The sequence below is a fragment of the Nocardia sp. NBC_00416 genome (assembly GCF_036032445.1).
Classification (GTDB): Bacteria; Actinomycetota; Actinomycetes; order Mycobacteriales; family Mycobacteriaceae; genus Nocardia.
Map to the genome: position 1 here is coordinate 3,256,968 of NZ_CP107932.1, position 15,266 is coordinate 3,272,233.

At 68.7% G+C, this 15,266-nt stretch carries 15 protein-coding genes; 6 read left to right on the forward strand and 9 right to left on the reverse strand.

The features are described 5' to 3' along the window. Window positions 1-94: 94 nt before the first annotated feature. Window positions 95-1,060 (reverse strand): bifunctional riboflavin kinase/FAD synthetase, encoded by a 966-nt coding sequence (locus OG804_RS13630; RefSeq protein WP_328397470.1) that lies wholly within the window; start codon window positions 1,058-1,060, stop codon window positions 95-97. Between the two features lie 271 nt (window positions 1,061-1,331). Here OG804_RS13630 and OG804_RS13635 point away from each other — a divergent pair, with 271 nt between their 5' ends. The 3 genes from OG804_RS13635 to OG804_RS13645 all read left to right on the forward strand — a co-directional run bounded on the left by OG804_RS13635 (window position 1,332) and on the right by OG804_RS13645 (window position 4,201). Continuing rightward, entirely contained in the window at window positions 1,332-2,075 is a 744-nt protein-coding gene (locus OG804_RS13635) for a metal-dependent transcriptional regulator (RefSeq protein WP_328397472.1), read from the forward strand. 318 nt (window positions 2,076-2,393) lie between these two features. Then, complete coding sequence (locus OG804_RS13640) at window positions 2,394-3,641, forward strand: aspartate aminotransferase family protein (RefSeq protein ID WP_328397474.1); 1,248 nt, start codon at window positions 2,394-2,396, stop codon at window positions 3,639-3,641. 65 nt (window positions 3,642-3,706) lie between these two features. After that, window positions 3,707-4,201 carry a DUF3830 family protein gene (locus OG804_RS13645; RefSeq protein ID WP_328397476.1) on the forward strand — a complete coding sequence of 165 codons (495 nt, stop codon included), beginning with the start codon at window positions 3,707-3,709 and terminating at the stop codon, window positions 4,199-4,201. A gap of 741 nt (window positions 4,202-4,942) precedes the next feature. Here OG804_RS13645 and OG804_RS13650 read toward each other — a convergent pair. Continuing rightward, window positions 4,943-6,346, reverse strand: a complete 1,404-nt coding sequence (locus OG804_RS13650) for an amidase (RefSeq protein WP_328397478.1) — start codon at window positions 6,344-6,346, stop codon at window positions 4,943-4,945. A 13-nt stretch (window positions 6,347-6,359) separates the two neighbouring features. Further along, window positions 6,360-7,325 (reverse strand): D-2-hydroxyacid dehydrogenase, encoded by a 966-nt coding sequence (locus tag OG804_RS13655; RefSeq protein WP_328397480.1) that lies wholly within the window; start codon window positions 7,323-7,325, stop codon window positions 6,360-6,362. A gap of 107 nt (window positions 7,326-7,432) precedes the next feature. Here OG804_RS13655 and OG804_RS13660 point away from each other — a divergent pair, with 107 nt between their 5' ends. The 3 genes from OG804_RS13660 to OG804_RS13670 are packed head-to-tail and all read left to right on the forward strand — an operon-like array spanning window position 7,433 to window position 9,596. Continuing rightward, window positions 7,433-8,152 carry a maleate cis-trans isomerase family protein gene (locus OG804_RS13660; protein WP_328398380.1) on the forward strand — a complete coding sequence of 240 codons (720 nt, stop codon included), beginning with the start codon at window positions 7,433-7,435 and terminating at the stop codon, window positions 8,150-8,152. Between the two features lie 45 nt (window positions 8,153-8,197). Next, window positions 8,198-8,929 carry a maleate cis-trans isomerase family protein gene (locus tag OG804_RS13665; protein WP_328397482.1) on the forward strand — a complete coding sequence of 244 codons (732 nt, stop codon included), beginning with the start codon at window positions 8,198-8,200 and terminating at the stop codon, window positions 8,927-8,929. Beyond that, window positions 8,916-9,596 carry a GntR family transcriptional regulator gene (locus OG804_RS13670; RefSeq protein ID WP_328397484.1) on the forward strand — a complete coding sequence of 227 codons (681 nt, stop codon included), beginning with the start codon at window positions 8,916-8,918 and terminating at the stop codon, window positions 9,594-9,596. The genes OG804_RS13665 and OG804_RS13670 overlap by 14 nt, the downstream gene beginning before the upstream one ends. Window positions 9,597-9,654: 58 nt before the next feature. Here the strand turns inward: OG804_RS13670 and truB are convergent, their stop codons facing one another. The 6 genes from truB to rbfA all read right to left on the reverse strand — a co-directional run bounded on the left by truB (window position 9,655) and on the right by rbfA (window position 15,234). Then, entirely contained in the window at window positions 9,655-10,554 is a 900-nt protein-coding gene (gene truB, locus OG804_RS13675; RefSeq protein WP_328397486.1) for a tRNA pseudouridine(55) synthase TruB, read from the reverse strand. After that, on the reverse strand, window positions 10,554-11,222 hold the full coding sequence (gene npt, locus OG804_RS13680) for a 4'-phosphopantetheinyl transferase Npt (RefSeq protein ID WP_328397488.1): 669 nt from the start codon (window positions 11,220-11,222) through the stop codon (window positions 10,554-10,556). Before npt ends, truB begins: the two co-directional genes overlap by 1 nt. A 58-nt stretch (window positions 11,223-11,280) precedes the next feature. Beyond that, window positions 11,281-12,240 (reverse strand): metallophosphoesterase family protein, encoded by a 960-nt coding sequence (locus tag OG804_RS13685; RefSeq protein WP_328397490.1) that lies wholly within the window; start codon window positions 12,238-12,240, stop codon window positions 11,281-11,283. A 70-nt stretch (window positions 12,241-12,310) separates the two neighbouring features. Further along, entirely contained in the window at window positions 12,311-13,660 is a 1,350-nt protein-coding gene (locus OG804_RS13690) for an MATE family efflux transporter (protein ID WP_328397492.1), read from the reverse strand. 112 nt (window positions 13,661-13,772) lie between these two features. Next, on the reverse strand, window positions 13,773-14,780 hold the full coding sequence (locus OG804_RS13695) for a DHH family phosphoesterase (protein WP_328397494.1): 1,008 nt from the start codon (window positions 14,778-14,780) through the stop codon (window positions 13,773-13,775). 13 nt (window positions 14,781-14,793) lie between these two features. Then, window positions 14,794-15,234, reverse strand: coding sequence for a 30S ribosome-binding factor RbfA (gene rbfA / locus OG804_RS13700; RefSeq protein WP_328397496.1), 441 nt, complete (start codon window positions 15,232-15,234; stop codon window positions 14,794-14,796). Between the last annotated feature and the right edge of the window lie 32 nt (window positions 15,235-15,266).

Genomic DNA, 15,266 nt, shown 5'->3' on the forward strand with positions numbered 1-15,266 from the left:
GAATGGTCCGGGATGGGCGCCGCCGCGGACCGCAGCAGACCCGACGGGGCACTTTACCCGAGCCGCCGCACTCCACCCCGGCGGGGTCGGGCCGTCAGCTCCCGGCGCCGAGAATCTTGCGGGTGGTGTCCACATCCCGTCCCATCACGGCGACGAGCTCGTCGACGGAATCGAACTTGCGCATCCCGCGCAGATGATCGACGAAGTCCACGGCGACGTGCTGGCCGTACAGATCGGCCTCGCGATCCAGGACATAGGCCTCGACGGTGCGCGCCCGGCCGGAGAAGGTGGGATTGGTCCCGACCGAGATCGCCGCCATGACCGGCTCGCCCGGGGTCACCGTCCCGATGGTCGGTCCGGGTCCCAGCACGGTGAACCACCCCGCGTACACCCCGTCCGCCGGGATCGCGGCATGCATGGGCGGGGCGACATTGGCGGTGGGGAATCCCAGGGTGCGACCGCGCCCGTCACCGCGCACCACCACGCCCTCGACCCGATGCGGGCGGCCCAGCGCATCGGCGGCGGCCGCCATATCGCCGGCGTCCACACAGGCACGGATATAGGTGGAGGAGAAGGTGACGGCGTGTTCGCCCAGCAGCGTGACCGCGTCGACCTCGAACCCGAACCGGGCGCCGAATTCGCTCATGGTGGCGACGGTGCCCGCGGCTTTCTTACCGAAGGTGAAATTGTCGCCGACCACCACCTCGGTCACGTGCAACCGTTCCACCAGCAGATCGTGTACGTATTCACCCGGCGTGAGCTTCATGAACTCGTGCGTGAAGGGCATCACGCAGAAAACGTCCACACCCAATTCCTCGGCGAGTTCGGCGCGGCGGGTGAGGGTGGTGAGCTGCGCGGGATGCGAACCGGGCCGGATCACCTCCATGGGATGCGGATCGAATGTCATCAGCACCGCTGGGACATCACGCGCGGCAGCGGACTTCACCGCCCGGCTGATCAACTGCGCGTGCCCGCGATGAACACCGTCGAACACGCCGATCGTGAGAACGCACCGCCCCCAGTCCGCGGGTACGTCGTCGAGACTTCGCCACCTCTGCACAGACGCCAAGCCTACGCAAACACGCGGCCGTACCGTATTCGGGTGTGACCGGTGTTCGACTACGCGTCGGCGCGGCGAACACGCGGTTTACCGGAGAAGGCGGGATCAGGTGCACCTCCGCGTCCGCGTCGGCCCCGTACATCAAAATGCCGACGCCCCGACCACAACTCCCTTCCCGCGGACCTCGGTGGACCTCCGCATCCGCTCCGGCCCCGCGCGGGCCGCGGATGCGCGACGCCCGACAGCGCCATCTAGGTGGATCGCCCCGGAAATGCTTAAGCTCGTGGTTGTGCCCGGAAAACGAGATATCGCCACCCGACGGGACCTCGCCGACGCCGGGGAATCGGTCGCTCCGGGACTGTCGTCGGTGGCCCAGGACTATCTGAAAGTGATCTGGACGGCCCAGGAGTGGTCGCAGGAGCGGGTGAGCACCAAACTGCTCGCCGAGCGGATCGGCGTGTCCGCGTCCACGGTCTCGGAAGCGGTGCGCAAACTTTCGGATCAGGGCCTGGTGGAACACGCCCGGTACGGTTCGATCACGTTGACCGAGGAGGGGCGGCGGGCCGCTATCGCGATGGTGCGCCGGCACCGGTTGATCGAAACCTTCCTGGTGAGCGAACTCGGTTACGGCTGGGACGAGGTGCACGACGAGGCGGAGATCCTCGAGCATGCGGTTTCGGATCTGCTGATGGCGCGGATCGACGCGAAACTCGGTTTCCCGGACCGGGATCCGCACGGCGACCCGATTCCCTCGGTGGACGGCGCGGTACCCACCCCGCCGGCCCGCCGGCTGATCGATTTCGAGGCCGGTGAAACGGGCCGGGTCGCCCGGATCTCCGATTCCGATCCGGAAATGCTGCGGTACTTCGATTCGGTGGGCATCGCCTTGGACACCGTGATCGTGGTGGTGGAGCGGCGGGATTTCGCGGGCACCATCGCGGTGCGGATCGGGCGCGAGGAAACCCTCACCGACCTCGGCAGTATCGCCGCCGAGGCCATCTGGCTCCGGGACTGACCCGCGCCATCGGGAGGCGGTCGCACGGACAGACCGCCGCAACCGGGACCGATCCACCCGCGGTACCGCCCCCGCGGAGCTCCCACTGCGCCGGCTGAGACCGGACCTCGGCATCCGGCGACCGGACCACGACGGATCACGCCGGGCGCGCCGGCGCGCCGGGGACTCACGGGCAACCTGGCGAAACCATTGCCGTGGATCTACTCGACGTGCTATTCATATTGTCAACAATCCGACAATTTCCGAGTGGTTACCACTCGGCCTCGCACACCCGTCGGTGCGGCACGCCGCGCCGACTGTCCCGGGAGGCGGAACACCATGGCCGAACTTTCCCCGATCCTGAAGCAGGCCACACCGGTCACCGTCGATCACGGTGCCGGCTGCTATCTCTACGACATCGACGGCCGTCGATTTCTCGACTTCACCGCCGGTATCGGAGTCACCAGTACCGGTCACTGCCATCCCCGGGTGGTCGCCGCGGCGCAGGAGCAGGTCGGCAAGCTGATCCACGGCCAGTACACGACCGTGATGCATCGCCCGATGCTGGAACTCACCGAACGTCTGGGCACAGTGCTGCCCGAAGGGCTCGACTCGGTCTTCTACGCCAATTCCGGTAGTGAAGCCGTGGAAGCGGCCCTGCGGCTGGCCCGGCAGGCGACCGGCCGGCCCAATGTGATCGTCTTCCACGGCGGATTCCACGGCCGCACCGTCGCCGCCGCGACCATGACCACCTCCGGAACCCGGTTCTCAGCCGGTTTCAGCCCGCTGATGTCCGGTGTGCACGTGGCCCCCTTCCCCACCGCCTTCCGGTACGGCTGGACCGAGGCCGAGGCCACCGCCTTCGCGCTGCGCGAGCTCGACTACATCTTCGCCACCCTCACCTCACCCGCGGAAACGGCCGCTTTCATCGTGGAACCCGTGCTCGGCGAGGGCGGTTACATTCCCGGTAACCGCGAGTTCTTCCAGGGACTGCGCGAACGCGCCGACCAGTACGGCATCGTGCTGATCTTCGACGAGATCCAGACCGGGTTCGGACGCACCGGAAAGTTCTTCGGTCATCAGCATTTCGACGTCCGGCCCGATGTGATCACCATGGCGAAAGGACTGGCCAGCGGCTTCCCGATCTCCGGGATCGCCGCGTCGGCCGAACTGATGAGCGCCGCCTGGCCGGGATCGCAGGGCGGCACCTACGGCGGTAACGCCGTAGCCTGCGCCGCCGCACTGGCCACCCTCGACGTGATCGAATCGGAAGGCCTCGTCGAGAACGCCGCGGTGCGCGGGGAGCAACTGCTGGCGGGTGTGCGGGCGGCCGAATCCAAAGCCATCGGCGATATTCGCGGACTCGGCCTGCTCGTCGGCGCCGAATTCACCACCCCCGACGGCACACCCGACCGCGAGACGGCCACGGCCGCCCAGCAACTCGCCGCCCAGAAGGGTCTGCTGCTGCTGACCTGCGGCGCCCATATGAATGTGGTGCGGATGATCCCGCCGCTCATCGTCTCCGACGACCAGATCGCCGACGCCCTGACCATCTGGTCCGAGGTGCTCGCCGACCTGGGCCGCTGAACCCACCCCCGCGAACTTCCCGGCACAACTGCCGGTTTCGCCCGCACGACCCCCAGGACGGATCGATGGCGCGCTATATGACGATCACCCTCACCAAGGCCGGCATCACCTGCCGGGCCCGGCTGCTCGACACCGAGGCGCCGCGCACCTGCGCGGCGGTCTGGGACTCCCTACCGCAGGAAGGCGACGCCTTCCACGCCAAATACGCCCGCAACGAGGTGTACACCCTGGTGCCCCGGATCTCGGGGGCACCGCATCGGGAGAACCCCACCGTCACCCCGATACCCGGCGATGTGTGCCTCTTCGATTTCGAGCCGTGGGAAATCGGCAACCCCGCCTACGGCTACGAACCGGGTTCGACCGCCCACCACGATCAGGGCGCCACCGACCTCGCGCTCTTCTACGGCCGCAACAACCTGCTCATCAACGGCGACCTCGGCTGGGTTCCCGGCAATGTCTTCGCCACCATCGAGGACGGCCTGGACGAGCTCGCCACCGCCTGCAACACCCTCTGGCTGCACGGGGTGGCCGGCGAAACCCTCGCCTTCGCCCGCGCCTGAGTGGGCTTTTGGCGCCGCCTGCGGCGTCGCGGGGTTGAGGCCCCCTTGGTCCCGGACGGGCCTCAACCCTTTAAGTGTCTCGCTGAACTCGACGCCGACGGTCGCGTCGCACACCGAACTCACGACCCACAACACACCAGTCCGCACCGGCAAACTCCCGAACACTTCCCTCCAGGAACCGCCGCGCCACAGTCCACCGAGCCTCCCACCGCCTGCTCAGGCCACGTCACACTGAACCCGCGCCCCCTGCTCGACAGTCCGCCGAGGCACTACGCGATGGTCTCCGCCCGCGAACCACCACACCACGCCGCACCGAGCCTCCCATGACCTACCGAGGCCGGATCACGCTGCACGCGCAACCCCTCGGCTCAACAGTCCGCCGAGGTAACCCTCCGTCGTTTCCTCTCCGCGACCCGTCGCACCCACCCTGCGCCGAGTCAAGCGAGGCCCTCGAAGGTTGCGGCCCGGCCCGCGTTTCAGCGCCCGAAGCGCATGCGCCGCAGGCGCGAGTCTCGGGCGCTGAAACGCGGGCCCGCTGGGGCCGCAACCCGCGACGCCGCAGGCGGCGCCAATAAACACAGACCTTCGCGAGCAACCCCACCCCTCGCCTTCGCGAGTGAGGTTCGGGCCCAGCAGGACTCGGCACCGTCCGGTTCTCAGCTCGAGAGCGACCCCGATCTTCACGAACGCACCGGACCGTACAACTATTCGGACCGGTTCCAGCCCGCTCTCGCTCCGCGGTCAGCCAGCCGACAACACCGCCTCCGCGTACCGCCCGACCGCCAGTACGAGGTCGTCGGAGTGCCGGGGTCCGATGATCTGCAACCCCACCGGCATTCCGTCGCTCGTATGCCCGGCCGGGATGCTGAGCGCCGGTTGCTGGGTGAGGTTGAACGGGTAGGTGTAGGGCGTCCATTCCGGCCAGCCCGACATTCCGCTTCCGGGCGGCACATCGTGACCCGCCGCGAACGCGGTGATCGGGACCGTCGGCGTGATGAGGATGTCGTAGGCGGTGTGGAAGGTGCCCATGGTGATTCCCACCTGAGCGGCGACGTTGCGGGCCTCGAGGTAGTCGACCGCGGTGAGGGTTTCGCCGTACTCCCAGACACTGCGCAGACCGGGGTCGGCGTTGTCGCGGGCGCCCTCCGGGAAGGTCGCCAGCATGGCGGCGGCTCCCGCGGCCCACAACATGTCGAATGCGGCCCGCGGGTCGGGGAAACCGGGATCGGCGAGGGAGACCCGCAGGCCCGCGGCGTCCAGGGCGTCTACCGCCGCGGCGACGATCGCCTCGATCTCGGGGTCGGGTACCACGTAACCGAGTGTCGGGGAGTAGGCGGCGGTCACGCCGCGGACGTCGCGCTGGATCTGGCCGCGGAAGGTGGTCGGGGCGGACGCGAGCGCGGTGGGGTCACGCGGGTCCGGCAGCGCGAGGATGTCCAGTAACAGGGCGGCGTCCTCGACGGTGCGGGTCAACGGACCGGCATGCGCCAGTTGGCCGAACGGACTGGCCGGGTAGAGCGGGATACGGCCGTGGGTGGGTTTGAACCCGACGATCCCGCAGAACGCGGCGGGAATGCGGACGCTGCCGCCGCCGTCGGTGCCGACCGATATCGGGCCCATTCCTGCGGCGACCGCCGCGGCGCTACCGCCGGAGGATCCGCCCGCGGTGCGGGTGGGGTCGACGGGGTTGCGGGTGATCCCGGTGAGCGGACTGTCGGTCACTCCCTTCCAGGCGATCTCGGGCGTGGTGGTCTTGCCGACCATCACCATGCCGTCCTCGCGGACGCGGGCGGCCACCGGACTGTCCACCGGCCACGGCCCCTCCGGGCCGATGCTCAGCGAACCGCGGCGGGTCGGCCAGTCCTCGGTGAGGAAGATGTCCTTGATGGAGATCGGCACGCCGTCGAGCAGCCCGCGGACGTGCCCGGATTGCCAGCGAGCTTCGGAGTCCTTGGCCTGTACGAGCGCCCGATCGGGGTCGACGAGGCAGAAGGCGTTGATCTCGTTGTCCCGGGCGGCGATGGCGGCGAGCACGGCCTCGGTCGCTTCGACCGGGGACAGGGTCCCGGCGGCATAGGCCGACACCAATTCGACCGCGGTCATGTCGACGGGATCCGTCGGTCGCGGGTTCTCGGCGTGGCTCATCTGCGGCCCTCCTTCAGCCGGGCACGTACCCCAGCGTTTTGTCGACGACATTGTCCAGTGGACGGCCGGCCGACCAATGGTCGAAATTGGTGGTGAACGCGGCGACGATTTCGGAACGCCAACCGATGAAATCACCCGAATTGTGCGGGGTGATGTGCGCGTTGGGCAGGCTCCACAGCGGATGGCCCGGCGGCAGCGGTTCGGGATCGACTACGTCGAGCGCGGCGCCCGCGATCGCGCCGGAACGCAACGCCGCGACGAGATCGCCGGTGACCACGAGTTCCCCGCGCCCGACGTTGATGAATCGGGCGTGCGGTTTCATGGCGCCGAACGCCCGGGCGTCGAACATGTGCCGGGTTCGATCGGTGAGCGGGGCGATGGCGACCACATAGTCGGCGCAGGGGAGTTCGGCGTGTAGATCGGTGCCGACGACACCGAAGTCCGGATCGGCGCTGCGGGCCCGGCGGCCGATCGCGCGCACATTCATTCCGGCGGCGCGCAGCAGCCCGGCGATGGCCCGGCCGATGGCGCCGGTGCCGACGATCAGGGCGGTGGCTCCGGCGATGCGCTCCGATTCGCGATGCCGCCAGATCTGCTGCTGCTGTAGTCGATTCGACTCGGTCAGGTCTTTGGCGAAGCCGAGGATCTGACCGAGCACGTATTCCGCGATCGCGGTGTCGAAGATCCCGCGGGTATTGGTGACGACCACGTCGCTGTCGCGCAGCTCGGGGAACAACACCGTATCGACGCCTGTAGCGCCGACGTGCAGCCAGCGCAGCCGGTCGGCCGCGGACCACGCCGCGGGGAGCGCGCGGCTCTGGAAGTCGTAGACGAACAGCACCTCCGTGCCGGGCAGCGCGGCCGCCAATCCGGCGGAGTCGGTGTACCGCACCGTGGCCCGCGCACTCACCGGCGCCAGCAGGGCCGGATCGGGCGGCTGGTCACTGTGCACAATGGTGACAATGGGGCCCGATTCCATATTGACACAGTATGATCACATCGTATGATTGTCAACAATCCGATCGTTCTCGGAGGTCTTCCCGGCTGAGTGCGAGAGGGGCCGCAGTGGAGTTCGATTTTCCCGATATGGAGGGCCCGGTCGCGCAACGCGGCATCGGTGTCATCGCACCGTTCGACCTGGCATTGGAGCGCGAGCTCTGGCGCTGGGTGCCGCTGGAGGTGAGCCTGCACCTGGCGCGGACACCGTACGAGCCGGTGCCGGTATCGCTGGCCATGGCCGAACTGGTCTCCGATGCCGTCCACCTCACCGCCGCCACCCGCAATGTGCTGCACGTGGAACCCGAGGTCGTCGCTTATCTGTGCAACTCCGGCAGTTTCATCAAGGGTATCGACTACGAACGATCCCTACGCGACACGATCTGCCGGGCCGGCGCCGCGAACGCGATCACGACCTCCGGAGCCCTGCTCGAGGCCGTACAGCATCTCAATATCGAGCGAATCTCCATCATGACCCCCTACGACGAACTGCTCACCGGCAAACTGCGCGACTTCCTCGACGAGGCAGGCTGCCAGGTGGTCCGGTCCGAGCATCTGGGGCTGGGCGGCGGTATCTGGAAGGTCAACTACCGCACCATCGCCGAACGCATCCTGGGCGCCGATGATCCCCGCGCCGAGGCGATCTTCGTCAGCTGCACCAACCTGCCCACCTACGACATCATCGAACCGCTGGAGAAGATGCTGGGCAAACCGATCCTGACGGCCAATCAGCTCACCATGTGGGCCTGCCTCGGGCGGATGAAACTACCGATGATGGGGCCCGGGCGGTGGCTCCTGGAAGTCTTTTGAAAGATCTTGTCCCCGAACAACACCCAGCCCAGGAACGGAGCGAGCATGCCGGTACCGACGATCGGTTTCATCTACCCCGACCACGCCGCCGAGGACGACTACCCCCGGGCGGCGGCCGAACTCGGCGCACAGCTGCCGGTGGCCCATATCTACGGCACCGATCTGCACGCCGTCCCGGAACTGCTGGACCTGGGCAGCCCGGACAAGCTCCGGCACGGGGCCGAACAGCTGGCCCCGCACGAGCCGGACGCGGTGGTCTGGGCCTGCACCTCCGGTAGCTTCGTCCGCGGGACGGACGGGGCGCGCGAACAGGTCCGGGCGCTGGCCGAGGCGGCGGGCGTGCCCGCCTCCAGTACCAGTTTCGCGTTCGTGGCGGCCGCCCGGGCGCTCGGCGTGCGGCGGGTGGCGGTCGCGGCGAGTTACCCCGATGATGTCGCGCGGCTGTTCGCCGATTTCCTCGCCGATGCCGGGATCACGGTCGTCGCCTTCCGGAGCGCGGGGATAGATACCGCCGCGGAGGTGGGCACGTTGACCACCGAACAGGTGCTGGAGCTGGCGATCGCCAACGACCATCCCGAGGCCGAGGCGCTGCTCATTCCCGATACCGCAATGCACACCCTGGAGGTACTCCCCCGGCTGGAGGCCGAGCTGGGCAAACCGGTGCTCACGGCGAACCAGGTCACCATCTGGGAAGGATTACGGCTCGCGGGCCAGGAGCCGATATCGTCATCGCTCGGCGCATTGTTCGCGGAAAGGTCTGTCCATGTCGGTGGTTGATTTCGAACCGGTCGAGCAGCGGTCCACCGCCGAGGTGATCGCCGACAAGCTCCGCGAGGCGATCGTGCGCGGCGGACTGGAACCGGGCGTGCAGCTGGGTGAGGCCGACCTGGCGGCGCAGTTCGGTGTCTCCCGGGGACCGGTTCGGGAGGCCATGCAGCGACTGGTGTCGGAGGGGCTGCTGCACAGCATCCGAAATCGCGGGATCTTCGTGATCGAACTGACCCTCGCCGACGTCGTCGATATCTACCGGTCCCGCACCGCGATCGAAGGCGGCGCACTGACACTGATCCTCGACGGGCGCCGGGATATCGCGTACCAGGCGCTGGCGCCCAGCGTCGCGGTCATGCTGGACCGGGCCGCGGCCGACGACCCCGCGGGCGTCTCCGACGCCGATCGGCAGTTCCACGAGGCATTGGTGGCGGCTGCCGGTAGCCCGCGCCTGGTCCGGGCGGCGCGGACGCTGTTGATCGAGACCCGGATGTGCCTGGGAGCCCTGCAGACCACCTATCCGGATCTGCGTGAGCAGGCCCAGGAGCATGTGGCGTTGCGTGAGGCCATCGGGGCCGCCGCGCCGGCGCGGGTGCGCAGTCTGCTGCGTGACCATATGGACGACGCGGTCACGCGGCTGCGCGCGCAGTACACCGAGGAACCGATTCCCGGCTGAGACCGGGCGCCGTCACCGCCCGCGCGAACCCGGCCCCGCGGTGCACGGACGTGGCGGATCAGTCGACCAGACCACGCGGACGCACCACCAGCACGGGGGCCGCGCGATTCCCCTTCTCCTGGAGCAGGGCGATCACCTTCTCGTCCGCCGTGACCGCGGCGTGCACACCCGATATCCCGACCGGCTCCAACCAGCGCCCGTCCCGCAACTTCGCGGCTTCGGAGTCGTCGATCATCCGATGCGGGAAGGACAGCCGCACCGCGGCGTCGATATCGAGGCTGGGCGCCGGATCGTCGGCCAGCTCCTCCAACGTCCGGGCATGTTCCAAGGTGAACGGCCCGACCCGGGTACGCCGCAACGCGGTGAGATGGCCGCCCACGCCGAGCGCGGCGCCCAGATCGCGCGCCAGGGCACGCACATAGGTTCCCGACGAGCAGTCCACCACGACATCCAGATCGACCAGGCCCTCGTCGGCGAGGTCGCGCCGATCCAGCACCTCGAAGCGGGAGACGGTGACCGGCCGTGCCGCCAGTTTCACCTCTTCACCGGCCCGGTGCCGGGCGTAGGCGCGCTCACCGTCGATCTTGATCGCGCTCACGGTGGCCGGAACCTGCTGGATCTCACCGGTGAGCGTGCCGATCACACGAGCGATCTCGGCGTCGGTCACCCCGGCTGCCGACGTGCTGGTGAGCACCTCGCCCTCGGCGTCATCGGTGGTGGTGGACAGTCCGAGCCTGATGGTCGCCGTATAGCTCTTCGTGGTGAGCGTGAGCAACCCCAGCAGTTTGGTGGCACGCTCCACACCGAGCACCAGCACCCCGGTCGCCATCGGGTCGAGTGTGCCCGCATGCCCGACCTTCTTGGTATGCAACAGTTTCCGCGCCCTGGCCACGATATCGTGGCTGGTCGGGCCGGTGGGTTTGTCGACGATCAGCAGACCGCCCAGCAGATCGGCCATCAGCTGTACGCGATCGCGGTCAGGATGAAACCGTCGGTGATCTGCCAACGGCCGTCGAACGAGGTGAGCGGCATACCGCCGTCGTTCGTCTGCCCGGGTACCAGCAACTGCGACCGGAAGGCGCCCGCCCCGGTACCGTCGGCGACCCGATCGACGGTGAAGGTGATGTGCGCGTCCTCGAACCCCAGCCAGCGCGCAGTGAGCGGGAACCACGCCTTGTAGGTGGCCTCCTTCGCGCAGAACAGCAGCCGGTCCAGGTGCAGCGCGGAATCCGTGGCGTGCAACCACTCCCGCTCAGCGGGCAGGCTCACCGAATCCAGCACGCCCTCCGGGAGGGTGTCGTGGGGTTCGGCGTCGATCCCGATCGACCGGTAGCGCATCTTGTGCGCCAGCGCCGCCCCGCGGAAACCGTCGCAGTGGGTGAGGCTGCCGACGATACCGCGCGGCCAGACCGGCGCACCTCGCTCGCCCTTGCCGATCGCCACCGGCGGTTCTCCCAGTTCGGCCAAGGCCAGCCGGGCGCAGTGCCGCGCACCGATGAAATCACGCCGCCGCTTGTCCACCGACTTCGCGATGAGGTGTTCCTCGGCGGGATGCGGTGCCAGATCCTCCGGGTAGTCCAGCAACTCGGAGGAGGCGACATCGGCGGGCAGGATTGTCTCGATCATCGTCGGTGAGCCTACTGGGTGCGCGGGTGCGGACATCGCCCGCTGTCCGTTCCCCGATCTAGTCGAGGCCACGCCGGCGCTGCGCCTTCGCCCGCATCTCGGCGGCCGCCGCGGCCATCTCCGGGGTCACCTTGAAATGACCACCCCATTCGTTCAGGTCGTCCGGGCCGTATTCGGGGTCGGGCAGGATCTGACGGAGCAGTTTGTCGGGTTTACCGCGTTTCTGCCATTCCCGCGGATAACCCAGCGAGACCTCCTCGAAGCGGACGCCGTCGTAGAAGGTGGTCCGCGGAATGTGCAGATGACCGTAGACGGCGCAGAGCACGTTGTAGCGGGTGTGCCAGTCGGCGGTGTGTTCGGTCCCGCACCACAGCGCGAATTCCGGGTACCACAGCATATCCGTGGGCCGGCGGACCAGCGGGAAATGGTTGATCAGGACCAGCGGGGTGCCGTCGGGAAGGGCGTCGAGTTTGCGCTGGGTGGCGCGCACCCGGGCATCGCACCAGGCGTCGCGGGTGAGATACGGATCCGGCGACAGCAGGAATTCGTCGGTGGCCACGACATTGCGTTCCCGGGCAATGGCCAGACCTTCGGCCTTGGTGCGCGCTCCCGCGGGCAGGAACGAGTAGTCGTAGAGCAGGAACAGCGGGGCGAGCGTCACCGCACCCCCGTGCGCCTCGGCACCGGCGCCCGTCCACACCGGGAACGGATCCTCCGGAGTGAGTACATCCAGATCGCGGCACAGCGAGACCAGGTAGTCGTAGCGGGCCGCCCCGTGCATCTGCACGGGATCTTTGGACGTCGTCCACAGTTCGTGATTTCCGGGCACCCAGATCACTCGGGCGAACCGCTCACGAAGCAGCTTCAGCGCCCAGCGGATATCGTCACTGCGCTCGGCGACGTCTCCGGCGACGATGAGCCAGTCCTCCGGGGAGTCGGGACGGATATCCTCGACCACCGGTTTGTTGCCCTGGTGACCGACATGAATATCGCTCACCGCCATCAACTTGGGTATCACCACATCCACCTTCGCATATCGCCTGCTCCCTCCGGCACGCACGTACCGGACCACCTGCCGGGGACGCCGATCACGACGGAATTTCGGCGCCCACACGAATCCAACGGCCCGATAGCGCCCGTCCGCTCACCGCCACCAGCCGCAACAGCATGAACGCGATCAGACCGCACCAGATTCCGCCGATGCCCCAGTCGAAGGCCAGGGACAGCCAGATCGCCGGGAGGAAACCGAGCAGGGCGGCGCCCAGTGTCGTGGTACGCAGGTACGCCGCGTCCCCGGCGCCGAGCAACACCCCGTCCAGCGCGAACACCACCCCGGCCACCGGGATCAGCGCCACGAAGTACCACCACACGACGCCGGTCCGGTCCAGGACCGCGGGGTCCTCGGTGAACAGTGGAGGAATCAGCGCGGCGCCCGCCGCGAACACCGCGGCCAGTCCGAGCGCGAATATCTCCGACCAGCCCGTCACCCGGCGGGCCACCGCACGCGCGCTCCCCGCGTTGCGGGCGCCCAGCGCCGAACCGACCAGCGTCTGCGCCGCGATGGCCAGCGAATCGAGCGTGAGTGCGAGGAAATTCCACAATTGCAGGACCAGCTGGTGTGCCGCCACCGACGCCGCACCGAACCTGGACGCCACCGCGGCCGCCGATACGAAACAGGCCTGGAAGGCGAGACTGCGCACGATCAGGTCCCGGCCGAGCACCAACTGCGCCCGCATCACCGCGAGACGTGGCGCCAGGGGAACCCGGGCGCGCACGAGCGCCCCCACGAACAGACCGGCCGTCACCGTCTGCCCCACCACATTGGCCACCGCCGACCCCGGCAACCCGAGCCGCGGCAGGCCCGCCGGCCCGTGGACGAGCAACGGGCACAGCACCGCGGAAAGCCCGAGACCCAGCACCACGTAGGTGAGCGGACGCCGCGTCTGCTGCACCCCGCGCATCCAGCCGTTCCCGGCCATCGACAGCAGGATCAACGGCACCCCGAACAGCGCGATCCGCAGCCACGCCAGCGCCGCGGCGGCGATCTCGGCGTCGCCGGAGATCGCCCCGGCGACCGGCACCGCCACGATCTGCACCACCACCAGGATCAGCAGCCCGATCCCGCCGGCGAGCCAGCTCGCCTGCACGCCTTCCTCGACCGCCCCTGGCTCGTCCCCCGCACCGTGCCGGCGCGCGGACCGGGCCGTGGTGCCATAGGCGAGGAAGGTCAGCTGCGAACTGACCTGCGCGAGGATCAGGCCGCCGACCGCCAGCCCGGCCAGGGCCAGCGCACCCAGCCGACCCACGACGGCGAGATCGAACAGCAGATAGATCGGTTCGGCGACCAGGACGCCCAAGGTCGGCAACGCCAGCCCCAGGATCCGCCGGGGCCCCGCGTCCACCTCGGACCCGGCCGCCCCGGTGACCTCCGTGTGCATCGTTCGCTTCCTGTTCGTAGCCACACCGGCGCGCTGCCGGACGGCCGACGTGGCGTTCCGCAGAGCCTGTACGACGACGAGGCAGTCGCGCCCCGCGGCCGCCGCACGGACTCTAGCCCAGTGCGGCGCGCAGCTGAGCGAGGATTTCCTCCGGCTCCCCATAAGTGGTGTAGCCGGCGGCGTAGCGGTGGCCGCCACCGCCCAGACCGGTGGCGACGGCGGCGACATCGGCGCCGTCGCCGCTACCCGGACCCCTGTCCTTGGATCGCAGCGAGACCGTCCAGCGCCGCCGTTCGTCGATGGGCCGGGCCTCTTTGAAGACCGCGGCGATCCCGGCCTCCGCGGTCGCCCGCACGATATCGACCACGCTCTCGGCCTCCTCCTGACGTACTCCCGTCAGATCGGCGGCCAGCACGAACGCGGAGACCAGTCCGGTGCCGCCGTGCGCCGCCCGATCCAGCCGCGCCGAAGCGAGCACCGTCGAGAGCATCGGCAACCAAGCGAACGGATGCGTGTCCATCAGGGTCCGGGTGATGGCGGCGCCGTCGATACCGGTGGCCAGCAGTCGCTCCGCCAAGGCGTGCGTCCCGGGGGTGACCCAGCGGAACGATCCGCTGTCCGTGGCCAGGCCGGCGAACAGGCAGTGCGCGATCTCGGCGTCGATCGGCTCCTGCCAGGCATCCAGCAACGCGGTGAGCACACTGGCGGTCGACACCGCGTCCGGATCGATCAGATTGATCGCGCCGAATCGAGTGTTGGACCGATGATGGTCGATCACCAACGTGTTCGACGCTCCCGCCAGCCGGTCGGCGAGCGCGCCCAGCCGGCCCTCGCTCCCGCAGTCCACCGTGACCAGCAGATCGACCTCGGACGGCACATCGGCGGGCGATACCAGCAACCGCGACCCCGGCAGGGTGCGCAAACCGGCGGCCGGTTCGGCGGGCTCGGCGAAGGACACCCGCACCGGCACGCCCCGCCGATCCAATACCAGCGCCAGCGCCAGCCCGCTGCCGAGCGTGTCGGCATCGGGCTGAATATGGCAGACAACAGTCACCGAACGCGCGCACTCCAGCGCCCCGACGGCCGCGGTGAAATCGACGGCAGCACCGGCTGTGGTCATATCGGCCCGCGACTCAGTCGTCGTCGCGGGGTGTCTTGTACGGGTCCGCCTCCCCCGCGGGTGTGGCCTCGGCGGCCACCCGTGCGACCTCGTCGTCGGCCGCACGCGCCCGGGCCAGCAGATCCTCCATCTGTTTGGCCGCGTCGGGCACCGTGTCGAGTACGAAGCTCAACGTGGGCGTGAACTTCACCCCGGTACCCGCGCCCACCTTCGAGCGCAACACGCCCTTGGCCTTCTCCAGCCCGGCGGCCGCCTCGGTGTAATCGGGTTCGGCCTCGACGGTTTCACCCATCACCGTGTAGAAGATGGTCGCGTCGTGCAGATCCCCGGTTACCCGTGCGTCGGTGACGGTGACGAACCGCAGCCGCGGATCCTTGATCTCGTATTCGATTGCCGTGGCCACGATCGCGGAGATCCGCTTGGCGAGCCGGCGTGCCCTGGCTTGATCCACCATGGCCGCTCCTTTCCCTGTTCAGCGACGGTGGG